Origin of the sequence: Pseudomonas fluorescens (genome assembly GCF_000967965.1) — a bacterium.
GTDB classification, from domain to species: domain Bacteria; phylum Pseudomonadota; class Gammaproteobacteria; order Pseudomonadales; family Pseudomonadaceae; genus Aquipseudomonas; species Aquipseudomonas grandcourensis.
Genome location: NZ_LACC01000022.1, coordinates 131,408 through 155,480, shown reverse-complemented (window position 1 = coordinate 155,480; position 24,073 = coordinate 131,408). Strand labels below are relative to the sequence as shown.

The following is a 24,073-nucleotide window of genomic DNA, read 5'->3' as shown; positions in this document are numbered from 1 at the left end:
GCGCTAAAGGACTCTTCAAGGAACGATGGCCTCCATGACCTCCAGCTCCGAACACGCCCGCCTGCTGCGGCTGGCGACCCGTGCCTCGGTGGCGGTGGCGTGCATCCTGATCGTCGCCAAAGCCATCGCCTGGTGGCTGAGCGGCTCGGTGAGCATGCTCGCCGGGCTCACCGACTCGACACTCGACGGCGTCACGTCATTGCTCAACCTGCTGGCGGTGCATTACGCCCTGCGCCCCGCCGACAATGATCATCGCTACGGGCACGGCAAGGCCGAGTCATTGGCGGGCATGGCCCAGGCGCTGTTCATTGGCGGCAGTGCGGTACTGATCGCGTTGCAGGCCTTTGAACGGCTCAAACATCCCGAACCGATCGGCGCGCCGTGGATCAGTATCGGCGTGATTGTCTTCTCCCTCGTCCTGACCTTGGCCTTGCTGTCGCTGCAACATCGGGTGATCAAGGCCACGGGTTCCAACGCCGTGCGTGCCGACTCGCTGCACTACCGTTCGGACCTGCTGCTCAACGGCAGCATTCTGCTGGCGCTGGTACTGGCCGGGTTTGGCTGGTTTCAGGTCGACGCCTGGTTTGGTCTGGGAATCGCCGCCTACATTCTGTGGAGCGCAGTGCAGATCGCCCGTGAGAGCTTTGCGGTGTTGATGGATGAAGAACTGCCGCCGGAGGTCAGCCAGCACATGCTGGAATTGGCGTGCAGCGTCCCCGGCGTGCTGGGTGCCCATGACCTGCGCACGCGGATCTCCGGCAACCAGTGGTTTGTGCAGTTGCATCTGGAGCTGCCGGGGGAGCTGACGTTATCCGTTGCCCATGGCATCAGCGATCAGGCCGCAGCAGCCATTCACACCGCCTACCCGCGAGCCGAAGTGCTGGTGCACGCCGATCCTGTAAAAGCAGCTTCAAGCTCCAAGCTTTAAGCTGCAAGTTTGAAGCTTGCCGCTTGTAGCTTGTAGCTTGTAGCTTGTAGCTGCTACTGAACCTGATAACCGCGACTGCTCAGGCAGTTGCCCTGGGCCTGTCGGTAGGCTTGCACCACCGACGGGTCTGGCTGGTAGGTGGCGGTTCGTGGATCGAAACCACTCTGCTGCACCGCGTATTGATAACACTCGTAACCGTCCCGACTGACCTGCTCCGGCGACTGACCGTTGGCTGGATAGGCCTCCACGTCATAACCATTGCTGCCGGCGGGTGGTTGCGGTTGCGACTGGCCAACCGGCGGCTCGACCACAACGTAGTCCTGAGTGTTTTCCTGATAGGCGTAATACGAACCGGCAGCGAGGAACAGCAATGCCCCGCCGATCCACACTTGCTGGGCGTAATCGGGCAGGTATCTGACGCGAATCCCGCGCGGTGGCTCTACCACCTCATAACGGGGGCCCAGCGGGCGATACCAGTAGCCACCGGAATAGTAGTAATCCATGCCACGGTAAGGCACGCGGAAGTTGCGCTCGGGGAAGCGGTCGATCACCTGGCCGGGGCGATACCTGGGGCCTGGCCCCCAGCCGCTACCATGGCCATTCGGGCGCCCCTGCCCATGATTGTCATAGGACGGTGCGCCTATGTAGCCATTCCAGTGCTGGTTGTAATCGTTGCGACGCGGCTGATCCTGATAGTAGCCACGCTGCGGCTGCTGGGTCTGGCGCACGGTGTCGGGCCGGGGCTGGATTGGCATGTCAGTGGCCGGCATCTGCGGCGGCGGTGGCGGCGAGCGCACCCGGCTGTTGAAATCCGGCGCTGGACGGTTCTGCCACTGGCCATTGTCCTGATGCTGATTCTGGCCGTTGTGATCGTACTGGCGATTGTCGTTGCTCTGCGCCCGGGGCTGATTCTGCTGCTGGCCGTTTTGCGGATGCGGCTGATTGCTGCCACCATGGCCCTGGTTATCGCCCTGATGCCCACCCTGGCCGTGTTGCTCGCCATCATGACCACGGTTTTGCGGCTCATCGGCCATCGTTTGCGCAGTGACACTGACACACAGCAAACCAACACCGGCCAAACGCCAGATGCGCGATTTCATGCTTTTCCTCATTACGGATAAGGGCCTGTACGTAAGACTGAGAAAGCAGTGGCCGGTTCTGCGACAGGTTATCAGTCACGCAACTTATTTATTGAGGGTCGGGGGGCAAATTCCGCACAAGAAAAAGGGGAGACCCGTCGGCCTCCCCTTAGAGAACTTCGTCCTGGCTCGACACTTGTGGCGTCGGCTCACCTCACGCCGTCTTCTGGACAGTGTGTAGCTCGGGGGTCGGCACATCCCCGGTGGGGGTGGCGACCGCGGCGGGCCTGATTCGGCGAGCCGCACTGGACTGTTTGTCCGAGCAGTGATTCTGGTGATAAGAATAGGCCGGGAGCGCCGGCAGAGGATTGCGAAGATTGCCGAATTAAACATCACTTGCGCAATTTTTAACCCCGGATACATAATCCTTCGCAATAGTTACGACAAAGGACCGTTTGATGAGCAAACTCGACCGTTACGACCTGAGTATTCTGGCGGAACTGCAGCGCGACGCACGCATCTCCAACCAGGAGCTGGCCGAGCGCATCGGCCTGTCGCCTTCGCCGTGCTCGCGGCGGGTGAAGCAACTGGAAGACGACGGCTACATTTCCCGCCAAGTCGCCCTGCTCGACCGCAAGATGCTCGGCCTGAGCCTGACCGCTTACGTGCTGATCGGCATGGACCGCCACACGCCGGAGCGTTTCGAGAATTTCGAAGCGGCCATCCGCACCCTGCCCCAAGTGCTCGAATGCAGCCTGGTGACCGGGATGGATGCCGACTATCAACTCAAGGTCGTGGTGCCGGACATGGACCACTACCAGAAACTGCTGCTGGGGCATCTGACGCGGATTGAAGGCGTGACCAGCGTACGGTCGAGTTTTGTGCTGAATCAGGTGCTCAACAGCACTGAGTTGCCGTTGACTCATCTGCGTAGCTGATCGAGATTGCGGGGCACCAACTGTTTTTGTGGCGAGGGGGCTTGCCCCCGTTGGGGTGCGAAGCAGCCCTGAAATCAGCATGCAGGTTGTATCTGACACACCGTATTTTCTGCGTTTGCGACTGCTTCGCAGCCGAACGGGGGCAAGCCCCCTCGCCACAGGTGCGACACACCGACGCAGGTCAATACAGCGCGAACCCGCGCAGGCGTATACTCCCCGCGCCCTTTTAGCCAAGCCCGCGCTGGAGATGTTCGATGGATCCTGCCGTTTTCGAAGAGTGGATGATGACCGGTCTGGTCAGCATCCTGATCATTTTCATGGGTTTCATCGTCTGGGATCTGGCGAAGAAGTCCAAGGCCGGGCGCTTTGGCTCATTCATTCTGTTCTTCGTGCTGGGCCTTGGCGTGGCGGCGTTCGTGATCAAGAGCGTGGTGATCGGCCTGATCGAATCCGGCACGTTATAAGCGCGCCGGCACTTCCTTCCACTGGCCCTGATCGAGCCCTTCGATCGTCCAGTCACCGATCCTGACTCGCACCAGACGCAAGGTCGGCAACCCGACCGCCGCGGTCATGCGTCGCACCTGCCGGTTGCGCCCTTCGCGAATCACCAACTCCAGCCAGCTGGTCGGCACGCTTTTGCGAAAGCGCACCGGCGGATTGCGCGGCCACAGTTCGGGCTCGTCCAGTTGCCGCGCCTCGGCGGGCAAGGTCATGCCGTCATTCAACTCGACGCCATCACGCAAGCGCTGCAACTGCTCGGCGTCCGGCTCGCCCTCGACCTGTACCCAATAGGTCTTGGCCAGCTTGTGTTTCGGGTCGGCGATCCGCGCCTGAAGCTGACCGTCGTTGGTCAGCAGCAACAAGCCTTCGCTGTCGCGGTCCAGCCGTCCGGCCGGATAGATTCCCGGTACATCGATGTAATCCTTGAGCGTTGCACGCCCTTCCCCGTCGCTGAATTGCGTCAGCACATCGAAAGGTTTGTTGAACAGGATCAGTTTCGGCTCGGACGGCGGTGCCTTGGCGACACGACGCGGGGCTGCAGGAGAGGGTTTCGCGCCAGGGCGGCGGGAAACGGGGCGTTGAGGACGGGACATGGCGACGTGAGCATCTAGCGATCAGGGCTGCTAATGCTAGTGCCCTGACCGCCAAATGACCATGACAACTGTTAGCGGAACGGCGGCTCGTCGAAACTGCGCAGTTTGCGCGAGTGCAACGAGTTGAGTTCGGTGCGCAATAGGTCCACCGCCTCGATACCGATCTTCAGGTGCTGGCTGACCGCGCGCTCATAGAAAGCGTTGGCCGAGCCCGGCAGCTTGATTTCGCTGTGCAGCGGCTTGTCCGAGACGCACAGCAACGTGCCGTACGGCACCCGCAAGCGATACCCCTGGGCGGCGATGGTGCCGCTTTCCATGTCCACAGCCACGGCACGGGACAGGTTGATCAGTGGCCGTTCCTGCGCCCAACGCAGCTCCCAGTTACGGTCGTCGTAGGTCAGCACGGTGCCGGTACGCAGGCGTTTCTTCAGTTCGTCGCCCTTCTCGCCGGTGACGTTGGCCGCCGCTTGCTGAAGCGCGAGTTGCACTTCGGCCAACGCCGGAATCGGAATGTTCGGCGGCACCACCCGGTCGAGAATCCCGTCGCGACGCATGTAGGCGTGGGCCAGCACGTAATCGCCAATGGTCTGCGACTGACGCAGGCCACCGCAGTGACCGATCATCAGCCAGCAGTGCGGACGCAGCACGGCCAAGTGGTCGGTGATGTTCTTGGCGTTGGACGGGCCGACACCGATGTTGACCAGAGTCACGCCGTGGCCGTCACTGGCGATCAGGTGATAGGCCGGCATCTGGTAGCGGTGCCAGACCACACCGGCAGCAATCGCCGAGGCTTCGCCGTGGTCCATGCTCTTGTCGATGATCACATTGCCCGGCAGCACCATGCGCACGAAACGCGGGTCTTTGCGCAGTTGTTCCAGGCCATGGACGATGAACTGGTCGACGTAGCGGTGATAGTTGGTCAGCAGAATCCACGGCTGCACATGTCGCCAGTCGCTGCCGGTGTAATGCACCAGTCGGCGCAGGGAGAAATCCACCCGGGCAGCATCGAACAGCGCCAGTGGCAGCGGATCGGTGTTTTCCCAATCGTACAAACCGTCGGCAATGCCGTCGGTCGCCGCCGACAGGTCAGTGCTCGGGAACACCCGCGCCAGCACCGCGGCGGTGACGCCGGAACCCGCCAGCTCATCTCCCTGCTCGACCACATACGGGTACGGGATGTTCTGCTGGCTGACACCGACTTCCACGGTCACGGTGAAGTCGTGCATCAACGGAACGAGCTGTTCCAGCAGGTATTTACGGAAAGCCGACGGATGGGTAACGGTGACACTGTAGGTGCCCGGCAACTGAACCTTGGCGTAAGCGCGAGTGGTCTGCGGGACTTCGCCCTGGCAGCGGTAGGTCAGGCGCAATTCGGGATAGCGGAACATCGCGCGCTGTTCGGCATCGGGCTCGACGCGATCCTTGAGGTAACGCTTGAGCGCCTGGCTCAGCGCGGTGGTTGCACGATTGTGCAAGAGTGCAAGCCGATCCACGGCTTGCTCGGCGGTTTGAACGACAATAAAAGCTTCGGTCACGATCAGCATCCTGTGTTCTGACTTGCAGACCTTCATCTTGCCTGCATCGTCGCTTCACGGGAACAGTGGCTTTGACTATGTACAGAGAACAACTGTGGGAGCGAGCTTGCTCGCGATAGCGGCGTATCAGTCAACATCACTGTTGAATGTTAATCCGTCATCGCGAGCAAGCTCGCTCCCACAGGGGTTTGCGGTGCCGGGTCACTCGTGATCAGAAGCCTTGTGGAGTCGAGCGGGCGACAATCGCTTCCACATCCAGGCCGCGTGGCAATGCGCCGTACACTCGGCCGCAGCCATCCAGACGACTGGCAATAAACGCATCACTGACCACCGCATTCCCGGCTTCCAGCAACAACTTCGCCTGCAACCCCAGGGCAATGTCTTCGGTCAATTGCCGCGCGCGATACTGAATATCGCTGGTGTCCTTGAAGGCCGCCTGTAACTGGCTGATGTGCGCCGCCAGACGCTTGTCGCCATGGCCATCGCCCAACTCGCTGAACAGCGCATCGAGCACACCCGGCTCTTTCGACAGGGCACGCAGCACATCGAGGCACTGCACGTTACCGGAACCTTCCCACGTAGAATTCACCGGCGCCTCACGGTAAAGCCGCGGCAGGATGCTGTCTTCGACATAACCCGCACCACCCATGCATTCGGCCGCTTCGTTGATCATGGCCGGCGCCCGCTTGCAGATCCAGTACTTGCCCACCGCCGTCACCAGCCGGGCGAATTTGGCTTCCTGCGAATCGTCCAGATGATCCAGCGCCCGGCCCATTCGCAAGCTCAAGGCCAGGGCGGCTTCGCTTTCCAGGGCCAGATCCGCCAGCACGTTCTGCATCAACGGCTGCTCGCTGAGCAGCTTGCCGCCAACGGAACGGTGAGCGCAGTGATGGCTGGCCTGGGTCAGCGCCTGGCGCATCAGCGAACTGGAACCGACCATGCAATCGAAGCGGGTCATGGCGACCATCTCGATGATCGTCGGAACGCCACGGCCCTCCTCACCGACCATCCACGCCAGTGCGCCACGGAACTCCACTTCGCTGGAAGCGTTGGAGCAATTGCCGAGCTTGTTCTTCAGGCGCTGGATATAGAACTGATTGCGCGTGTCGTCCGGACGATGGCGCGGCAACAGGAAACAGGTCAGGCCCTTGTCGGTCTGCGCCAAGGTCAGGAAGGCGTCGCACATCGGCGCCGAGCAAAACCACTTGTGCCCGACCAGTTCATAGGCCTGGCCCGGACCGCTGGCACCGACCGGATAGGCCTTGGTGGTATTGGCCCGCACATCGGTGCCGCCCTGCTTCTCGGTCATGGCCATGCCGATGGTAACCCCGGCCTTGTGGGCCATACCGACGTTGTGCGGGTCGTATTCGGTGGCGAGGATTTTCGGCAGCCACTTTTCCGCCAGGTCCGGTTGCAGGCGCATGGCCGGAACGCTGGCGAAAGTCATGGTCAGCGGGCAGCCACTGCCGGCTTCGGCCTGGCTGTGCAGGTACGACATGCTAGCGCGGGCGACATGGGCGCCGTCCTGCGGGTGCGCCCAGGGCAGCGAGGTCAGGCCGTGCTCGACCGCGGTGCGCATCAATTGGTGATAGGCCGGATGAAATTCCACCAGGTCGATGCGATGACCAAACCGGTCATGGCTGTTGAACACCGGCTTGTTCTGATTGGCCAGGAACCCCGCTTCCATCAACGGGCCACCGGCCAGCGCGCCATAGGCGTCGATCCGCGATTCGGCCCAACCGGCCCCGAACCGCCGCGACCACTCCTGCAACGGCAAGTCGATGCGGTACAGGTTGGCGCCGTCCAGTGACGGTGGCTGGTTGGTGACTTCGTGGGTTTCGGCGAACTGATGCAGGTTCATGACAGGGCTCCTTTGGTCGGCCAAGGAACTTCAGTTAAGCACCGCCCCTCGGCCGATCAAAGTGTCATATCCGCCTAACTGCCGGCGCTTTCGCCCTGCTGTGAACAAAGCACGCGGCGATAGAGCGCGGCCTGCAAGTCTTCGAATTTCACCGGTTTGTTCAAATGATCAATCACCGCGCCGGTCGGGCAGCGCTCACGGTCACCGCCCAGGGCGATCAAGAACAATGGCAGTTCGGCATAACCGGGTAACGCGCGGATTTGGCAGCACACCGACTCACCGTCCAGCAGCGGCAACTGACAATCGACCAGCACCGCGTCAAACACTTCGTGCTGCAAGAGATCGAGCGCGGCATCGACGCTGTCGGCCGTACGTACGCGAAAGCCCAGCTTGAGCAACATGCCGCGCATCACCAACTGGCTGATGCCGTTGTCATCCACCAACAGCACGGCACAATCCTGAGGCAAGCGCAGGCGCGGAAAGTCCCGGGTCATCAATGGCACCACCGGACGCTCTACCACCGGCAACCCGACTTCCACATCCAGCTGAAATCGGCTGCCGCGTCCTGGCTCGGAGCGATGAGTCAGGCGTCCACCGAGCAATTCGACCAACTGTCGGCAAATCGCCAGGCCAACCCCCAGGCCACCGTATTCACGAGTCATTGAGCCATCGAGCTGGAAGAACCGTTGATACATCGTGGCCTCCCCCAAATCGGTGAAACCAATGCCCGTGTCGATCACCGCAAAGTTCAAGGCCAGCCGGTCGGGCTCGATGGTCTTGCCGGTCACTCGCAGGGCCAGGCCGCCGACCTTGGTGAACTTGATGGCGTTATCCAGCAGGCATTCCAGGCACTGCGCGATCTTGACGTTGTCGCCGTGCAAACGATCCGGCACACCTGGCGCGACATCGACCTTGAAGTCCAGCGACTTGCTCGATGCGTTGCCCTCGAACTGCGTGCGCAGTGCCTCGACCACGCCACGCAAGCTGAAGGTGTCGGCCGAGGCCTTGAGTTTGCCGGCCTGCAATTCGGTGAGGGTGAGGATGCCGTTGACCATGCGCATCATGTCCCGCGCCGACCCCGAAGCCGTCTGCTGGTACTGCTCGAGCTCCGGGTCCATATCGACCGTCTGCATCAGCTCCAGCGAACCGATCACACCGTTCATGGGCGTGCGCAATTCGTGGGTCAGAGTGGCAAGGAACTCGTCCTTGAGCTTGTTACTGCGGGCCAGTTGCTGGTTGAGGACTTCAAGCTTCTGGCTGGCGTCGAACAGGGTTTGAGCCTGTTGCTCGCGCATGGCGTTGATGCGGTCGGCCAGTGCCAGGGACAGCAACGCCACTTCGATGGCCGAGCCGATCTGGCTGGAGTACATGGTCAGGAACACATTCGGCAGGTATCCCAGCACCATCAGCGTATTGACGATGCCACCGAGCAAAAACGCCGACCAGGCAATGATGAAATACCGCGCCACCCGCAGGCCCCGCAGCCAGGCAAAGATCCCGGAGGCAAAAATCACCACGGTGAATGTCAGCGCCAGGGCCGTGGCCAGGCGCAAGGCCAGGGCATAGCTGGTCATCAACGACAGGCCGACCACCAGCGCACCGAAGCCAACCAGCACCAGCAACAGGCGGTCGAGCCAGCGACTGTGGGTAGCCATTTGCAGGAAACTGCGGGCGAACTGACTGCCGAACAGCCCCGCACAACCGATGAAAAACGGCGTCGCGGCGTTGGCCCACCATGGATTGTCCGGCCAGAAATACTGCACGGCCGCACCATTTACCGACAGCTGATACAAGCCGAACGAGGCGATATAGAAGATGTAGTAGAGGTAACTGGTGTCGCGCACGCTGAGGTAGATGAACAGGTTATAGACCAGCATCCCCAGCAGCACGCCATAGATCAGCCCCAATACGTAGAGGCGCACGGGCTGTTCTTCGAGGTAGGCGGTGCTAGACCACAAGGTGACCGGCGCCTGGATCGAACCTTCGCTTTGCAAGCGCATGAATACGGTTTCGGCCTGATCCGGCTTGAACGTCAGGTCGAACAGATAGTTGTTCTGACGAATCTCGCGGCTAGCGAAGGGCAAGGCATCGCCGGTCTGCCTGACCAACTGATAGTTGCCGGCCGCATCGGGCAAATAGAGATCGAGATGATCAAGGGGTGGATAGGCCAGTTCCAGCAGCCAGGTCCTTTGCGCCGCCGGATTGGCCGGACGGTAATGCAGGTCGATTTTCAGCCAGAACACCGAACGCGAGTACCCGGCGTTGAGCGTGTCCTTGTGGTGCGGTTTGAAGTTGCCGGCCGCCGCTTGCGCACGGATATCCTCGATGGTCGCCTGACCACCTGCGTCCTCATAGACCTGCAGGGTACGGCCCAAAGGGAGGCTTTGAGTGAACTCATCGAACTCGACGGCGTTTGCCAGGAGGGGCAAACATAACAGCAACATCAGCAAATAGCGCATTGAAGCCCCAGCGTGGCCTGTCCGGTTCTGTCAGGAAGCCCCCCATTCCTTTTGAGCAGACGTAAAACCGGCATCACCTGTTATTGGTTTGGATCCACTCTAGCATAGCCGTTGATGGCCATTAAACACCATTGAAATTTTTCCAGAAAAGGCTCTAGGACGGGCGTTTCAGCGATACCTCTGAACGATTATCAATGGCAGGAAAATCACTGTGGCAAGGGGGCTTGCCCCCGTTCAGCTGCGAAGCAGTCGTAAAACCAGTCGACGCAATGAACGTGAAGGTTTTTTGGGGCCGCTTCGCGACCCAGCGGGAGCAAGCTCCCTCGCCACAATGGAGTGTCGCTGCACCCGAAAAAGAATGTTTGGTGGTAAGCTCGCGCACCATGAATATCTACAGCTCTCGCCCCGTTGTCCTCTGTCTCTCCGGCCACGACCCAAGTGGTGGCGCCGGCTTGCAGGCAGATATCGAAGCCCTGCTCGCTCAGGGTTGCCATGCGGCTCCGGCCGTCACCGCCCTGACCGTGCAAGACACCGTCAATGTCACGGACTTCCGCGTCCTCGACCGTGAGTGGGTACTGGCCCAAGCCAATGCCGTGCTCAACGACTCCGAAGTCGCGGCGGTCAAACTGGGCATGCTCGGTTCTCTGGAAATGGTCGACACCGTGGTCGAACTGCTTTCGGCGCACCCGCACTTGCCGGTGGTCTGCGACCCGGTACTGCGCGCCGGCGGCGGCGGACGCCTGGGCAAGGACGAGGTCGGCTACGCCATGCGCGAACGCCTGCTGCCCCTATCGATCATTGCGACCCCCAACCTTCCCGAAGCCCGCATCCTCGCCGAACTGCCCGAAGGCACCGCGGACGAGTGCGCTGAAAAACTCTTGCCGTTCGTCAAACACCTGCTGATCACCGGCGGCCATGGCGACGAAACCGAAATCCACAATCGCCTGTACAGCCGCGATGGTCTGCGCGAAACCTATACTTGCCAGCGTTTGCCGGGCAGTTATCACGGTTCCGGTTGCACCCTGGCCAGTGCCCTGGCCGGTCGTCTGGCCCATGGCGAAAACCTCGCCAGCGCCGTGCAGACCGCGCTTAACTACACGTGGCGCACACTGCGTGATGCCGAGCAACTGGGCAAAGGCCAGTTCGTGCCGCGCCGCTTGCCGCTGGATTTCTGTTCGTAACTTCTATTTGTATGCGGTGAGGCTTGTCCGATGAAACTACGTGGCCTGTACGCCATTACCGACAGCCATTTGCTGGACGGTAAGTTGCTCAAGTACGTGGAGGCGGCGCTGGAAGGCGGCGTCACCTTGCTGCAATACCGCGACAAAAGCAGCGACGAGGCCCGCCGCCTGCGTGAGGCCGAAGCCTTGCGCGAGCTGTGCGAACGCTACAAGACGCATCTGATCATCAACGATGACGCCGAGTTGGCGGCGCGCCTGAATGTAGGCGTGCACCTGGGCCAGACCGACGGCCCACTGACTCCGGCCCGTGCACTGCTCGGGCGCCAGGCGATCATCGGCTCGACCTGCCACGCCCAGCTCGAACTGGCCGAACAGGCCGCCAGGGAAGGCGCCAGCTACGTCGCCTTCGGCCGCTTCTTCAATTCGAACACCAAACCCGGCGCCCCGACCTGCAGCCTCGACCTGCTCGACCAGGCCCGCAAGCAGTTGCACTTGCCGATCTGCGCGATTGGCGGCATCACCCTGGATAACGCCGCCCCGTTGGTGGCCCATGGCGTCGATCTGCTGGCGGTGGTGCATGGCCTGTTCGGTGCCGAGAGCACGGCTGAGGTGACCCGCCGCGCCCGCGCCTTCAACGAATTGTTTTCTATTTAAGCTTTAAATCTGATTTGAGAGCCCGATCATGTCTCGTTCCGAAACGCTGTTTGCCAATGCCCAGAAACACATTCCCGGTGGCGTGAACTCGCCGGTTCGCGCGTTCAAGAGCGTCGGCGGCACGCCGCTGTTCTTCAAACACGCCGAAGGCGCCTACGTCACCGACGAAGATGACAAGCGCTATGTGGATTACGTCGGTTCCTGGGGTCCGATGATTCTCGGCCACAGCCACCCGGACGTACTGGACGCGGTGCGCAAGCAGCTTGAGCACGGCCTGTCCTACGGTGCCCCGACCGAGATGGAAACCCAGATGGCCGACCTGGTCTGCTCCCTCGTACCGTCGATGGAAATGGTGCGCATGGTCAGCTCCGGCACCGAAGCGACCATGAGCGCCATTCGCCTGGCCCGCGGCTTCACCGGTCGCGACAGCATCATCAAGTTCGAAGGCTGCTACCACGGTCACTCCGACAGCCTGCTGGTCAAGGCCGGTTCCGGCGCACTGACCCAGGGCGTACCGAGCTCGGCCGGTGTACCGGCAGCATTCGCCAAACACACCCTGACCCTGCCGTTCAACGACATCGACGCGGTAGAAACCATGCTCGCCGAAGTCGGCCAGGACGTGGCCTGCATCATCGTCGAGCCAGTGGCCGGCAATATGAACTGCGTGCCGCCGGCACCAGGCTTCCTCGAAGGCCTGCGGACCCTGTGCGACAAGCACGGCGTGGTGCTGATTTTCGACGAAGTGATGACCGGTTTCCGTGTCGCCCTCGGCGGCGCCCAGGCGTACTACGGCGTGACGCCGGACCTGACCACCTTCGGCAAGATCATCGGTGGCGGCATGCCGGTCGGCTGCTTCGGCGGCAAGCGTGAAATCATGCAGCGCATCGCCCCGCTGGGTCCGGTCTACCAGGCAGGTACGCTGTCCGGTAACCCGCTGGCGATGGCCGCTGGCCTGACCACCCTGCGCCTGATCAGCCGTCCGGGCTTCCACGCCGAGCTGACCGACTACACCACTCGCCTGCTCGACGGCCTGCAACAGCGCGCCGATGCGGCCGGCATTCCGTTCGTGACCACCCAGGCCGGCGGCATGTTCGGCCTGTACTTCAGCGGTGCCGACAACATCGTCACCTTCGATGACGTCATGGCCAGCGACGCAGCCCTGTTCGGCCGCTTCTTCCACCTGATGCTCGAAGGTGGCGTGTACCTGGCACCGAGCGCATTCGAAGCCGGTTTCACTTCGATCGCCCACGGCGAAGCTGAACTGAAGCTGACCCTGGACGCCGCCGAGCGCGCCTTCGCGGCCTTGAAGTAACGCTCAAATGCTGACGCTGGCCCTTGCCAGCGTCAGCTTTCGCCTGCATTCCCAGGTTTTTTCCTGCTCATCTGCTGATAATCCCCCGCAAAGTGGGCGATAAATTTCCCGCGCAGCAGAAAAACGAGTAAAGACTTTGTAAGGTTGGCCCTGCTTATTTCATAATGCGCGCTTATTGGATCCCCTCGATGGGTCCGCGCGCCCTTCAGAGGTAAGTCGATTCCCATGAACCGCACCGGCCGCACCCTTGCACTGGGCTGCCTGTTGCTTCTTCAGCCCCTGCTCGCGCACGCACAAGCAGGCGGCAACTCGTTGTTAATCCCAGCGATGGGTCGCTGCACCCTCAATACCCAGCCGCAAGACCTGGAACAGGCGCTCGCCGCCTGCCAGAAAGCGTCGGAAGAAGGGGATGCGCAAGCGCAATACGAGTTGGGTGAGTTCTACTACGAAGGCAAAAACGCCCCGCGCGACCTCAACCAAGCCCTGAGCTATTTCGAAAAAGCCTCGCTGCAAGGCCACGCCCAGGCGCAATTCAAACTCGGCACCATGTTCTTCCACGGCGAAGGCGTGCCGGCCAATAACGTTCAGGCGTACATCCTGCTGAAGATGGCGGCGGTCAATGGCGCCGAAGACGCACTGGACACCGCCGACGAAGTCACCGAAAAGATGCCTCGCGAAGAACTGGAGCTTGCTACCCAGGTGCTCGGGCAAATCTTCCGTAAATATTTGATGGAATTGCAGAGCGCTGACGGGCGTACGCCTTTCGCACCACTGCCCTGAGCACTTCTGACTGCGGGGTGGCTTGTTGTGGCGAGGGAGCTTGCTCCCGCTGGGGCGCGAAGCGGCCCTAAATCCTGCAATCACACTCTGCCTGGCACACCGCGCATTTCGGTCTTGCGACTGCTTCGCAGCCGAGCGGGAGCAAGCTCCCTCGCCACAACAAGCCTCTCTAGCCCTAGCTGCTTACTTCTCAGGCATCGGCATCGGAAACGGCATGACATTGCCGACCGCGCCACGGGCTTCGCTGATTTTCGGTGTTCCCATACGCTCGACTTCGTCGATGCGCACGATCGAATGCATCGGCACAAAACTGCGCACCACGCCTTCGAACTGAGCCTTGAGCTTTTCTTCGCTCGGATCGACGACCACTTGCGTGCGCTCGCCAAAGACGAACTCTTCCACTTCCAGAAAGCCCCACAGATCACTTTGATAGATCTGCTTGGCGTACATTTCGAACACCTGGCCCTGGTTGAGGAAAATCACCTTGTAGATTGGAGCTTCACGTTTGGTCATGGCAGGCGAGCAACACATCGGGGGATAAAAATGAGGGCGCGAACTATAGCATAGCCATCGGACGCGCAGCGGTAGGAACCTGGGTGCATGTTCCCTATAATGCGCGGTTCTTTGAATCACGTGATGACTCTATTCCATGGCCAAGAAGCTTTACATCGAAACCCACGGTTGCCAGATGAACGAGTACGACAGCTCGCGCATGGTCGATCTGCTGGGCGAACATCAGGCCCTGGAAGTCACCGCCCGCGCTGAAGACGCCGACGTGATCCTGCTCAATACCTGCTCGATCCGCGAACGTGCACAGGATCGCGTCTACTCCCAGCTCGGTCGCTGGCGCGAACTGAAACTGGCCAACCCGGACATGGTGATCGCCGTCGGCGGTTGCGTGGCCAGCCAGGAGGGCGCAGCCATCCGTGATCGCGCCCCCTATGTCGACGTGGTCTTCGGCCCGCAGACCCTGCACCGCCTGCCGGAAATGATTGACGCCGCACGCATCAGCAAGCTGCCGCAAGTCGACGTCTCGTTCCCGGAAATCGAAAAGTTCGACCATTTGCCCGAGCCCCGCATCGACGGCCCTAGCGCTTACGTGTCGGTGATGGAAGGTTGCAGCAAGTACTGCACGTTCTGCGTGGTGCCCTACACCCGCGGCGAAGAGGTCAGCCGGCCGTTCGACGACGTGCTTGCCGAGATCATTCACTTGGCCGAAAACGGCGTACGCGAAGTGACGCTGTTGGGGCAGAACGTCAACGGCTATCGTGGGACTACTCATGATGGGCGCCTGGCCGACCTGGCCGAGCTTATCCGCGTAGTCGCCGCGGTCGACGGCATCGACCGCATCCGCTACACCACGTCGCACCCGTTGGAATTTTCCGACAGCCTGATCCAGGCCCACGCCGATGTGCCGGAACTGGTCAAGCACCTGCACTTGCCGGTGCAATCGGGCTCGGACCGCATCCTCGCGGCGATGAAACGCAACCACACAGCGCTGGAATACAAATCCAAGCTACGCAAACTGCGCGCCGCCGTGCCCGGAATCTGCATCAGTTCGGACTTTATTGTCGGTTTCCCGGGCGAGACCGAGAAAGATTTCGAACAAACCATGAAGCTGATTGCAGACGTGGGTTTCGACTTTTCCTACTCGTTCGTCTACAGCCAGCGCCCGGGCACACCGGCCGCCGACTTGGCCGATGACACCCCGGAAGAGTTGAAAAAAGAACGCCTGAACGCGCTGCAACATCGCTTGAACCAGCAAGGTTTCGAGATCAGCCGACAAATGGTCGGCTCGATCCAGCGGATCCTGGTGACCGATTACTCGAAAAAGGACCCGGGCGAGCTGCAGGGCCGGACCGAGAATAATCGTATCGTCAACTTCCGCTGCGACAATCCGACCCTGATCGGCCAGTTCGCGGATGTGCACATCGATGCAGCACAACCGCACTCGCTGCGGGGTTCGCTAATTCAGTAACACCGAAGATCCCTGTGGGAGCGAGCTTGCTCGCGATAGCGTCAGGCCAGACAACTCACTTGTTGAATGTAAGGCCGTCATCGCGAGCAAGCTCGCTCCCACAGGGGCCACGCCGGACACAGGGATCGGATTGCAATATTTAAGAGCTTTCGCACCCAGCCCACTGGCGCTATCCTTGATTCATCACTATTGCCCCAGGGCGGCTAAATACGACCTTGAACGCACCCATAGAACCACATCGTTTCATCCTCGAGCCTTTTGAAGCTCGTCGCTTCGCCAATCTGTGCGGGCAATTCGACGAGCATCTGCGCTTGATCGAACAGCGCCTGACCATCGAGATCCGCAATCGCGGAAACCAGTTCGAGCTGATCGGCGAACCCAAACACACCACCTCCGCGGAAAACCTCCTGCGCCGCCTGTACCGGGAAACCAAGGGTACGGAGCTGTCGCCGGACATGGTGCACCTGTTCCTGCAGGAATCGGCCGTCGAGCAGCTGGACAACCACTCCCCCGCCGAACCGTCCGTGGCCCTGCGCACCAAGAAAGGCATGATTCGCCCCCGTGGCTTGAATCAACTGCGCTACGTGAAGGAAATCCTCGGTAACGATATCAACTTCGGCATCGGCCCGGCCGGTACCGGCAAGACCTACCTGGCCGTGGCCTGCGCGGTGGATGCACTGGAGCGCGAGCAGATTCGCCGCATCCTGCTGGTTCGTCCGGCGGTCGAAGCGGGTGAAAAACTCGGCTTCCTGCCCGGCGACCTTTCGCAAAAAATCGACCCGTACCTGCGCCCACTCTACGACGCGCTCTACGAAATGCTCGGCTTCGAATACGTCGCCAAGCTGATCGAGCGCCAGGTGATCGAAGTCGCGCCACTGGCCTACATGCGCGGCCGCACGCTGAACAACAGCTTCATCATTCTCGACGAAAGCCAGAACACCACGGTCGAGCAAATGAAGATGTTCCTGACCCGGATCGGCTTCGGCTCCACGGCCGTCATCACCGGGGACATCACCCAGGTCGACCTGCCGCGTGGCACCAAGTCCGGCCTGCACCACGTAATTGAAGTGCTCAAGGATGTGCCGGGGATCAGCTTCACCCACTTCCAGCCCAAGGACGTCGTGCGCCATCCGCTGGTGCAGCGCATCGTCGAAGCCTACGAGCGCTTCGAAAACAAAGCGGCCGATGATGCCGCCGCCAAGGATAGCCGCCGCGATGCTTGAGCTTGACCTGCAAATCGCCACCGAAGCCAACGCCCCCAGCGAAGCCGAGTTCCGCCAGTGGTGCGAACTGGCTTTGCGCCAGCGTACCGCCGATTCGGAGATGACCATTCGTCTGGTCGACGAAGCCGAAGGACGCGAGCTGAACCACACCTGGCGGCAAAAGGATTACGCAACTAACGTCTTGTCATTCCCGGCCGATGTGCCGGATGAGTTTCTCGACATCCCGCTGCTGGGCGATCTGGTGATCTGCGTGGCCGTGGTCGAGCGCGAAGCCGCTGAACAGGGCAAGGAACTCAAGGCCCATTGGGCACACCTGGTGATTCACGGCTGCTTGCATCTGCTTGGTTACGACCATATTGATGACGAGGAAGCCGAAGAAATGGAAGCACTGGAACGAACGTTGCTTGCAGAGCTGGGCTTTCCCGATCCGTACGCGGACGACGAAGCAGATGCATCCCCTACCGAAACAACAAAGGATTCAGAGTAATCGCTATGAGCGAAGATCGATCGAGCAACGGGCAGAAGTCATGGCTGGGTAAGCTCACCCAGGCTTTTGCCCACGAGCCGAAAAACCGCCAGGAGCTGCTTGAGCTGCTGCGCGATGCACACCAGAACAAACTGCTGGACAGCGAAGCGCTGGCCATCGTCGAAGGCGCCATCCAGGTGGCTGACTTGCAGGTCCGGGACATCATGGTCCCGCGCTCGCAGATGGTCAGCATCAAGGCGACCCAGACACCCCGCGAGTTCCTGCCTGCCGTGGTCGACTCGGCCCACTCCCGCTACCCGGTGATCGGCGAAAGCCACGATGACGTGATGGGCGTGTTGCTGGCCAAGGACCTGCTGCCGTTGATCCTCAAGGAGAACGGCGACAGCTTCAACATCAAGGACCTGCTGCGCCCGGCCACCTTCGTGCCGGAGTCCAAGCGCCTTAACGTGCTGCTGCGCGAGTTTCGCGCCAACCACAACCACATGGCCATCGTCATCGACGAGTACGGCGGCGTGGCCGGTTTGGTGACCATCGAAGACGTGCTGGAACAGATCGTCGGCGACATTGAAGACGAACACGACGTCGAAGAGGATAGCTACATCAAGCCGCTACCCAGCGGTGACTTCCTGATCAAGGCCCTGACGCCGATCGAGAACTTCAACGAGTTTTTCGACAGCGAATTCTCCGACGATGAATTCGACACCGTTGGCGGCCTGGTGATGAGCGCGTTCGGGCATTTGCCAAAACGTAACGAAATCACCGAAATCGGCCCGTACCGTTTCCGCATCCTGAACGCCGACAGCCGTCGGATTCACTTGCTTCGCCTGACGCCCATTGCTCGCTAAGGATTGAAATGCGCTGGACAACCCGCCCCGGCTGGCCCGGTAACCTGCTGGCCGTGGCGGCCGGTGCAATCACCACACTGGCCCTGGCGCCGTTCGATATCTGGCCACTGGCACTGCTCGCCGTCGGCCTGTTCTATGCCGGCCTGCGCGAGCTGAGCCCACGTCAGGCACTGGGTCGCGGCTGGTGTTTCGGTTTCGGCCTGTTCGGTGCCGGCACCAGCTGGATCTACTACAGCATTCACCATTTCGGTGGCGCTTCGGTATTGCTGGCCGGTTTCCTGATGCTGCTCTTCACGGCGGCGATTGCCTGGTTCTTTGCCCTGCCCGCCTGGATCTGGGCGCGCTGGCTGCGCCGAAATGAGGCGCCGCTGGCCGACGCCTTGGCCTTCGCGGCGCTGTGGGTCGGCCAGGAAGCCTTCCGCGGCTGGTTCCTGACAGGTTTCCCATGGCTGTATTCCGGGTACAGCCAGCTCGACGGCCCGCTGGCCGGGCTCGCCCCCATCGGCGGGATGTGGCTGATTTCCTTCACCCTGGCCCTGACAGCTGCGTTGATCTACAACGGCTTGCGCCTGGTTCGCACGGGGCACAAAGGCTTCATCGCTGCCGGTGCATTGCTGCTGGTCGGTCCATGGCTGCTCGGCATGGCCCTCAAACATCATGCCTGGACCAGCCCGTCGGGCCCGCCACTGAGCGTCGCGGCCATTCAGGGCAACATCGAACAAAGCATGAAGTGGGACCCGGCGCAGCTCAACGCGCAACTGGCGTTGTACCGCGACATGAGTTTCAGCTCCAGGCGAGCCGACCTTCTCATCTGGCCGGAAACGGCGATCCCGGTGCTCAAGGAGTCCGCCGAGGGCTACCTGAACATGATGGGCAGCTTCGCGGCCGAGCGTAAATCGGCGCTGATTACCGGCGTCCCGGTCCGCATGGAGGTCCGCCACGAGAAGCGCTTCTTCAACGGCATCACCGTTGTCGGCGAAGGCGACGGCAATTACCTCAAGCAAAAACTGGTGCCGTTTGGTGAATATGTTCCGCTGGAGGATGTGCTGCGCGGACTGATCGCCTTCTTCGACCTGCCGATGTCGGACTTTGCCCGCGGACCGGCCGACCAGCCGCTGCTGCAAGCCAAGGGTTATCAGATCGCGCCGTTCATCTGTTATGAAGTGGTTTACCCGGAATTCGCCGCCAGCCTTGCCGCCCGCAGCGACCTGTTGCTGACCATCAGCAACGACACCTGGTTCGGCACCTCCATCGGCCCGCTGCAACACCTGCAGATGGCGCAGATGCGTGCGCTGGAGGCCGGCCGCTGGATGATCCGCGCCACCAACAACGGCGTATCCGGCCTGATCAACCCGTTCGGTCAGATTACCGATCAGATCCCGCAGTTCGAACGCGGCATCCTGTATGGCGAAGTGGTGCCGATGCACAACCTCACGCCGTATCTGGAATGGCGTTCATGGCCATTGCTCATTCTCTGCGTGTTGTTGTTTGGCTGGGCGTTGATTGCGAGCCGGATGGCCAAGACTGTCTGAAATCATTTGTGGCGAGGGAGCTTGCTCCCTCGCCACAAGGTTTAGCTCTCAGCGATAGAACAACGAATAACCGATCTGCCCCACCGCCTCGTTCATCAACTGCCCGTTCTGCCAGATCGCCTTGAACTCCGGCATCCAGCCACCCAGTGGCCGCGCATTGTCGCCACCCAGAAACCCTACCGGCGCCGGCACCACCTCAAACCCGGCCTTGCGGAAACTCCAGACCGCTCGTGGCATATGCCCGGCATGAGTCACGAGCACTACACGCTTGATGCCCTGTGGCAGCAACACCAGGGCACTGAACTGCGCATTTTCCCAGGTCGTACGGCTGCTCCCTTCCTGCCAGCGCACGGTCACACCAAAATCGTCGCGCAAGGAGTCAGCCATCATCTGCGCTTCGCTTGGCGGAGTGCCGTAATGCAAGCCGCCGCTGGTCAGTACCGGCAGGCCGGACGCCTTGGCCAGCCGCGCGGCAAAGCGCTGGCGTTCCAGGCCGATGCCCGTGGGCTGGTCGGCACCCCAGGCCACGTCACCACGCTCGCGACCGGAACCAAGGACAACGATGGCGTCCGCGCGCTGCCCCAGCCCCGCCCATTCCTCGCGGGCCAGCGGTGGCTCACGCTCGAGCAGGCCGGCACTCCACTGCACCACAATCGGCAGGCTCATCAGCCAAAGGCCTCCCAGCCCCAGTACAAAGCACACACCGGCAAGCCTTGGCCTTGAGCGGCGCAACCACCAGGCAAGCAAAAGCAGCAGCAATAGAATGCCGGGGGGCAAAAGAAGTTGTTTTAAAAAGTAACGAAAAGGCATCAAGCATCTCCCGGAGATGCCCGAAGCCTAAGTGGGTTAGCGCAATGCGACAATCAATACAGGAGGACTATGCTTCAAAAAAACCATGGAGCACCGCTCTGCGTCTTATTTGAACTGCAAAGACCGGACCTTTACCGCGTCTCTGCCGGGAACTTTGTCCTTGAGCCAGATGATCTTGGCCGAACGTGGTGCATCGAGTTGCTTTACCGCCTCTGACAAGCATCCGTGTGTCTCACGCTCACTGCGATCCAGATACGCCTTGACCAGTGCAAACTCTGCGGGGCTCAGGCCACGCAGTTCCAGTTCCAGAGGGCGTACGTCGCGCAACCGGTCAGCAGTTCTTGCCGCTTCCAGGGCCAGGGCCAAACGATCGATCAGCCTTTCGTACAGCTCCGGTTTTGTAGCTTTTTGCTGTGACTCAACCATCCCTCACCTCATTGGAAGATAAGACTTACTCCCCAGTTAGAGCTTAGCTTCCATGAACAAACCGGCTGAACGCCGCGACCAACGGCCCTCGCAGCGGTTTTTGCGAGACGCGCGGCAGCAATCAGGGTTTCCCTCGGTAGAGCGCGGTCATGTATGCTACGGCGCTTCCTGTAACTCCACTTCCAGCTCGGCTGGACATCGAAAACGCCAATGCGGCGTGATCAGCGTCCAGCGTTGCATTGAAGAGGATTAGGCCACCCCTATTCAGTTCAAAAGTAGCCATGCACGAACAATATCAGCCCCGTGAAATCGAAGCCGCCGCCCAGTCGTTCTGGGATGAGCAAAAGTCCTTTGAAGTCAGTGAACAGCCAGGCAAGGAGACTTACTATTGCCTGTCGATGTTCCCTTACCCCAGCGGCAAGCTACACATGGGGCACGTGCGCAACTACACCATCGGCGACGTGATCTCCCGCTACCAGCGCATGCAAGGCAAGAACGTTCTGCAACCCATGGGTTGGGACGCCTTCGGCATGCCGGCGGAAAACGCCGCGATGAAGAACAACGTAGCGCCCGCCAAGTGGACCTACGAAAACATCGCCTACATGAAATCCCAGCTGCGCAGCCTGGGCCTGGCGGTGGACTGGTCGCGCGAAGTGACCACCTGCAAGCCCGATTACTACCGCTGGGAACAATGGCTGTTCACCCGCCTGTTCGAAAAAGGCGTGATTTACAAGAAAAGCGGCACCGTGAACTGGGACCCGGTCGACCAGACCGTCCTGGCCAACGAACAAGTGATCGACGGTCGCGGCTGGCGTTCCGGCGCGCTGATCGAAAAGCGCGAAATCCCGATGTACTACTTCAAGATCACCGCCTACGCGGATGAGCTGCTGGAGAGCCTCGACGAACTGACTGGCTGGCCTGAACAGGTCAAGACCATGCAGCGCAACTGGATCGGCAAATCCCGCGGCATGGAAGTGCAGTTCCCGTACAACGTCGATTCCATCGGCGAAACCGGCGCGCTGAAAGTCTTCACCACCCGTCCGGACACCCTGATGGGCGCGACCTACGTCGCCGTCGCCGCCGAACACCACTTGGCCACCCTGGCCGCACAGAACAATCCTGAGCTGCAAGCGTTCATCGCTGAATGCAAGGGCGGCAGCGTGGCCGAAGCCGACGTCGCCACCCAGGAGAAAAAAGGCCTGCCGACCGGCCTGTTCGTCGAGCACCCGCTGACTGGCGAAAAGCTGCCGGTCTGGGTCGCCAACTATGTGCTGATGCACTACGGCGACGGCGCGGTGATGGCGGTTCCGGCCCACGACGAGCGCGATTTCGAATTCGCCCACAAGTACAACCTGCCGGTCAAATCGGTAGTGCGCACCAGTTCCGGTGACAGCAACCCGGCGCCATGGCAAGACGCCTACGGCGAGCACGGCACGCTGATCAATTCCGGTGAGTTCGACGGCCTCGACTTCGCGGGCGCCTTCGACGCCATCGAAGTCGCGCTGATCAAGAAAGAGCTGGGCGCCTCGCGCACCCAGTTCCGCCTGCGCGACTGGGGCATCAGCCGCCAGCGTTACTGGGGCTGCCCGATCCCGATCATCCACTGCAACACTTGCGGTGACGTGCCGGTACCGGAAGATCAACTGCCTGTCGTGCTGCCGGAAGACGTCGTACCCGACGGCGCCGGTTCGCCACTGGCGCGCATGCCCGAGTTCTACGAGTGCAGCTGCCCTAAATGCGGCCAGCCTGCCAAGCGTGAAACCGACACCATGGACACCTTCGTCGAGTCCTCGTGGTACTACGCCCGTTACGCCTCGCCTCACTTTGAAGGCGGCCTGGTGGAAAAATCGGCGGCCGACCACTGGCTGCCGGTGGATCAGTACATCGGCGGTATCGAACACGCGATTCTTCACCTGCTCTACGCGCGCTTCTTCCACAAACTGATGCGCGACGAAGGCCTGGTGAGCTCCAACGAGCCGTTCAAGAACCTGCTGACCCAGGGCATGGTGATCGCCGAGACTTACTATCGCCGCGAAGCCAATGGCGCTTACACCTGGTTCAACCCGGCGGACGTCGAGCTTGAGCGTGACAGCAAAGCCAAGGTTATCAGCGCCAAATTGAAATCTGACGGCCTGCCGGTGGAAATCGGCGGCACCGAGAAGATGGCCAAGTCGAAGAACAACGGCGTCGACCCACAGTCGATGATCGACCAGTTCGGTGCAGACACCTGCCGCCTGTTCATGATGTTCGCCTCGCCACCTGACATGAGCGCGGAGTGGTCCGACTCCGGCGTAGAGGGTTCGCACCGTTTCCTCAAGCGCGTCTGGCGCCTGGCTCAAGCCCACGTCACTCAGGGCCTGCCGGGCAAACTGGACGTCGCCGGCCTGAATGACGAGCAGAAAGCCGTTCGTCGCTCGATCCACCTGGCCATCAAGCAGGCCAGCCAGGACGTCGGCCAGAACCACAAATTCAACACCGCCATCGCTCAGGTGATGACGCTGATGAACGTGCTGGAAAAAGCCGCGCAAGGCACCGAACAGGACTGCGCACTGATTCACGAAGGCCTGGAAACCGTGACGCTGCTGCTGGCTCCGATCACGCCGCACATCAGCCACGAGCTGTGGAATCGACTGGGTCACGCTGAACCTGTGATCGACGCCGGCTGGCCGGTGGTGGATGACAGCGCTTTGGTTCAGGACAGCCTGCAACTGGTGATTCAGGTCAACGGCAAGCTGCGTGGCCACATCGAAATGCCGGCCAGCGCCACCCGTGAAGAAGTCGAAGCCGCCGCCCGTGCCAACGAGAACGTGCTGCGCTTCGTCGACGGTCTGACCATTCGTAAAGTGATCGTAGTGCCCGGGAAACTGGTCAATATCGTCGCCAGCTAATTGGATCAGGCGCCAGGTGAGCCTGGCGCCGAGTAAAACCTTTCGGGCCGCTTGATCGGCCCA

21 protein-coding genes are annotated in these 24,073 nt (G+C 61.0%); 13 read left to right on the top strand and 8 right to left on the bottom strand.

Annotated features, from left to right (window positions below; translation table 11 throughout):
• Positions 1 to 34 precede the first annotated feature (34 nt).
• A complete protein-coding gene (locus VC35_RS17630; protein WP_046041708.1) occupies positions 35 to 928 on the top strand; it encodes a cation diffusion facilitator family transporter in 894 nt (297 codons plus the stop codon).
• Positions 929 to 981: 53 nt separating this feature from the next.
• Here the strand turns inward: VC35_RS17630 and VC35_RS17625 are convergent, their stop codons facing one another.
• Positions 982 to 2,028, bottom strand: coding sequence for a DUF6515 family protein (locus VC35_RS17625; RefSeq protein WP_046041707.1), 1,047 nt, complete (start codon positions 2,026 to 2,028; stop codon positions 982 to 984).
• 437 nt (positions 2,029 to 2,465) lie between these two features.
• Between VC35_RS17625 and VC35_RS17615 the strand changes: the two genes are divergently transcribed.
• Positions 2,466 to 2,945, top strand: a complete 480-nt coding sequence (locus tag VC35_RS17615) for an Lrp/AsnC family transcriptional regulator (protein WP_007937367.1) — start codon at positions 2,466 to 2,468, stop codon at positions 2,943 to 2,945.
• A 254-nt stretch (positions 2,946 to 3,199) separates the two neighbouring features.
• Positions 3,200 to 3,409 carry a DUF2788 domain-containing protein gene (locus VC35_RS17610; protein ID WP_007937369.1) on the top strand — a complete coding sequence of 70 codons (210 nt, stop codon included), beginning with the start codon at positions 3,200 to 3,202 and terminating at the stop codon, positions 3,407 to 3,409.
• Here VC35_RS17610 and VC35_RS17605 read toward each other — a convergent pair.
• The 4 genes from VC35_RS17605 to VC35_RS17590 form a co-directional block, all read right to left on the bottom strand.
• A complete protein-coding gene (locus tag VC35_RS17605) occupies positions 3,404 to 4,039 on the bottom strand; it encodes a pseudouridine synthase (protein ID WP_046041705.1) in 636 nt (211 codons plus the stop codon). The genes VC35_RS17610 and VC35_RS17605 overlap by 6 nt on opposite strands.
• A gap of 71 nt (positions 4,040 to 4,110) precedes the next feature.
• Complete coding sequence (gene amn, locus VC35_RS17600; protein ID WP_185754805.1) at positions 4,111 to 5,610, bottom strand: AMP nucleosidase; 1,500 nt, start codon at positions 5,608 to 5,610, stop codon at positions 4,111 to 4,113.
• Positions 5,611 to 5,785: 175 nt separating this feature from the next.
• The gene (locus tag VC35_RS17595) at positions 5,786 to 7,435 is read right to left on the bottom strand and encodes an acyl-CoA dehydrogenase family protein (RefSeq protein WP_046041704.1); all 1,650 of its coding nucleotides are present in this window, start codon (positions 7,433 to 7,435) and stop codon (positions 5,786 to 5,788) included.
• A 74-nt stretch (positions 7,436 to 7,509) separates the two neighbouring features.
• Complete coding sequence (locus VC35_RS17590) at positions 7,510 to 9,894, bottom strand: hybrid sensor histidine kinase/response regulator (protein ID WP_046041703.1); 2,385 nt, start codon at positions 9,892 to 9,894, stop codon at positions 7,510 to 7,512.
• A gap of 383 nt (positions 9,895 to 10,277) precedes the next feature.
• Between VC35_RS17590 and VC35_RS17585 the strand changes: the two genes are divergently transcribed.
• The 4 genes from VC35_RS17585 (at position 10,278) to VC35_RS17570 (ending at position 13,821) form a co-directional block, all read left to right on the top strand.
• A complete protein-coding gene (locus VC35_RS17585) occupies positions 10,278 to 11,075 on the top strand; it encodes a hydroxymethylpyrimidine/phosphomethylpyrimidine kinase (RefSeq protein WP_046041702.1) in 798 nt (265 codons plus the stop codon).
• A 30-nt stretch (positions 11,076 to 11,105) separates the two neighbouring features.
• A complete protein-coding gene (gene thiE / locus VC35_RS17580) occupies positions 11,106 to 11,729 on the top strand; it encodes a thiamine phosphate synthase (RefSeq protein ID WP_046041701.1) in 624 nt (207 codons plus the stop codon).
• Positions 11,730 to 11,757: 28 nt separating this feature from the next.
• On the top strand, positions 11,758 to 13,041 hold the full coding sequence (gene hemL / locus VC35_RS17575; RefSeq protein WP_046041700.1) for a glutamate-1-semialdehyde 2,1-aminomutase: 1,284 nt from the start codon (positions 11,758 to 11,760) through the stop codon (positions 13,039 to 13,041).
• Positions 13,042 to 13,266: 225 nt separating this feature from the next.
• Positions 13,267 to 13,821, top strand: a complete 555-nt coding sequence (locus tag VC35_RS17570) for a tetratricopeptide repeat protein (protein WP_046041699.1) — start codon at positions 13,267 to 13,269, stop codon at positions 13,819 to 13,821.
• Between the two features lie 183 nt (positions 13,822 to 14,004).
• Here VC35_RS17570 and VC35_RS17565 read toward each other — a convergent pair whose 3' ends face one another.
• Entirely contained in the window at positions 14,005 to 14,334 is a 330-nt protein-coding gene (locus VC35_RS17565) for a DUF1820 family protein (protein ID WP_008052403.1), read from the bottom strand.
• A gap of 136 nt (positions 14,335 to 14,470) precedes the next feature.
• On the opposite strand from VC35_RS17565, the gene miaB reads away from it, so the two are divergent.
• From miaB to lnt, 5 genes are all read left to right on the top strand, one after another.
• The gene (gene miaB / locus VC35_RS17560) at positions 14,471 to 15,799 is read left to right on the top strand and encodes a tRNA (N6-isopentenyl adenosine(37)-C2)-methylthiotransferase MiaB (RefSeq protein ID WP_046041698.1); all 1,329 of its coding nucleotides are present in this window, start codon (positions 14,471 to 14,473) and stop codon (positions 15,797 to 15,799) included.
• Positions 15,800 to 16,014: 215 nt separating this feature from the next.
• On the top strand, positions 16,015 to 17,022 hold the full coding sequence (locus VC35_RS17555; protein ID WP_046041697.1) for a PhoH family protein: 1,008 nt from the start codon (positions 16,015 to 16,017) through the stop codon (positions 17,020 to 17,022).
• A complete protein-coding gene (gene ybeY, locus VC35_RS17550) occupies positions 17,015 to 17,509 on the top strand; it encodes an rRNA maturation RNase YbeY (RefSeq protein WP_046041696.1) in 495 nt (164 codons plus the stop codon). Before VC35_RS17555 ends, ybeY begins: the two co-directional genes overlap by 8 nt.
• 5 nt (positions 17,510 to 17,514) lie before the next feature.
• Entirely contained in the window at positions 17,515 to 18,354 is an 840-nt protein-coding gene (locus tag VC35_RS17545; protein WP_027924283.1) for an HlyC/CorC family transporter, read from the top strand.
• Between the two features lie 8 nt (positions 18,355 to 18,362).
• The gene (gene lnt / locus VC35_RS17540) at positions 18,363 to 19,886 is read left to right on the top strand and encodes an apolipoprotein N-acyltransferase (protein ID WP_046041695.1); all 1,524 of its coding nucleotides are present in this window, start codon (positions 18,363 to 18,365) and stop codon (positions 19,884 to 19,886) included.
• 48 nt (positions 19,887 to 19,934) lie between these two features.
• On the opposite strand, the gene VC35_RS17535 is transcribed toward lnt, so the two are convergent.
• Complete coding sequence (locus VC35_RS17535; protein WP_046041694.1) at positions 19,935 to 20,696, bottom strand: YdcF family protein; 762 nt, start codon at positions 20,694 to 20,696, stop codon at positions 19,935 to 19,937.
• Between the two features lie 105 nt (positions 20,697 to 20,801).
• Complete coding sequence (locus VC35_RS17530; RefSeq protein ID WP_046041693.1) at positions 20,802 to 21,122, bottom strand: hypothetical protein; 321 nt, start codon at positions 21,120 to 21,122, stop codon at positions 20,802 to 20,804.
• 281 nt (positions 21,123 to 21,403) lie between these two features.
• Here VC35_RS17530 and leuS point away from each other — a divergent pair, with 281 nt between their 5' ends.
• Positions 21,404 to 24,010 (top strand): leucine--tRNA ligase, encoded by a 2,607-nt coding sequence (gene leuS / locus VC35_RS17525; protein ID WP_046041692.1) that lies wholly within the window; start codon positions 21,404 to 21,406, stop codon positions 24,008 to 24,010.
• Positions 24,011 to 24,073 lie beyond the last annotated feature (63 nt).

Bases quoted from the DNA above. Each gene is read 5' to 3' on its own strand.
- VC35_RS17610 (WP_007937369.1), top strand. From the start codon at position 3,200: ATGGATCCTGCCGTTTTCGAAGAGTGGATGATGACCGGTCTGGTCAGC.
- VC35_RS17545 (WP_027924283.1), top strand. From the start codon at position 17,515: ATGAGCGAAGATCGATCGAGCAACGGGCAGAAGTCATGGCTGGGTAAG.
- VC35_RS17615 (WP_007937367.1), top strand. From the start codon at position 2,466: ATGAGCAAACTCGACCGTTACGACCTGAGTATTCTGGCGGAACTGCAG.
- VC35_RS17630 (WP_046041708.1), top strand. From the start codon at position 35: ATGACCTCCAGCTCCGAACACGCCCGCCTGCTGCGGCTGGCGACCCGT.
- amn (WP_185754805.1), bottom strand. From the start codon at position 5,610: ATGAAGGTCTGCAAGTCAGAACACAGGATGCTGATCGTGACCGAAGCT.
- miaB (WP_046041698.1), top strand. From the start codon at position 14,471: ATGGCCAAGAAGCTTTACATCGAAACCCACGGTTGCCAGATGAACGAG.
- VC35_RS17570 (WP_046041699.1), top strand. From the start codon at position 13,267: ATGAACCGCACCGGCCGCACCCTTGCACTGGGCTGCCTGTTGCTTCTT.
- ybeY (WP_046041696.1), top strand. From the start codon at position 17,015: ATGCTTGAGCTTGACCTGCAAATCGCCACCGAAGCCAACGCCCCCAGC.
- VC35_RS17535 (WP_046041694.1), bottom strand. From the start codon at position 20,696: ATGCCTTTTCGTTACTTTTTAAAACAACTTCTTTTGCCCCCCGGCATT.
- VC35_RS17605 (WP_046041705.1), bottom strand. From the start codon at position 4,039: ATGTCCCGTCCTCAACGCCCCGTTTCCCGCCGCCCTGGCGCGAAACCC.
- thiE (WP_046041701.1), top strand. From the start codon at position 11,106: ATGAAACTACGTGGCCTGTACGCCATTACCGACAGCCATTTGCTGGAC.
- lnt (WP_046041695.1), top strand. From the start codon at position 18,363: ATGCGCTGGACAACCCGCCCCGGCTGGCCCGGTAACCTGCTGGCCGTG.
- VC35_RS17590 (WP_046041703.1), bottom strand. From the start codon at position 9,894: ATGCGCTATTTGCTGATGTTGCTGTTATGTTTGCCCCTCCTGGCAAAC.
- VC35_RS17625 (WP_046041707.1), bottom strand. From the start codon at position 2,028: ATGAAATCGCGCATCTGGCGTTTGGCCGGTGTTGGTTTGCTGTGTGTC.
- VC35_RS17595 (WP_046041704.1), bottom strand. From the start codon at position 7,435: ATGAACCTGCATCAGTTCGCCGAAACCCACGAAGTCACCAACCAGCCA.
- hemL (WP_046041700.1), top strand. From the start codon at position 11,758: ATGTCTCGTTCCGAAACGCTGTTTGCCAATGCCCAGAAACACATTCCC.
- VC35_RS17530 (WP_046041693.1), bottom strand. From the start codon at position 21,122: ATGGTTGAGTCACAGCAAAAAGCTACAAAACCGGAGCTGTACGAAAGG.
- leuS (WP_046041692.1), top strand. From the start codon at position 21,404: ATGCACGAACAATATCAGCCCCGTGAAATCGAAGCCGCCGCCCAGTCG.
- VC35_RS17585 (WP_046041702.1), top strand. From the start codon at position 10,278: ATGAATATCTACAGCTCTCGCCCCGTTGTCCTCTGTCTCTCCGGCCAC.
- VC35_RS17565 (WP_008052403.1), bottom strand. From the start codon at position 14,334: ATGACCAAACGTGAAGCTCCAATCTACAAGGTGATTTTCCTCAACCAG.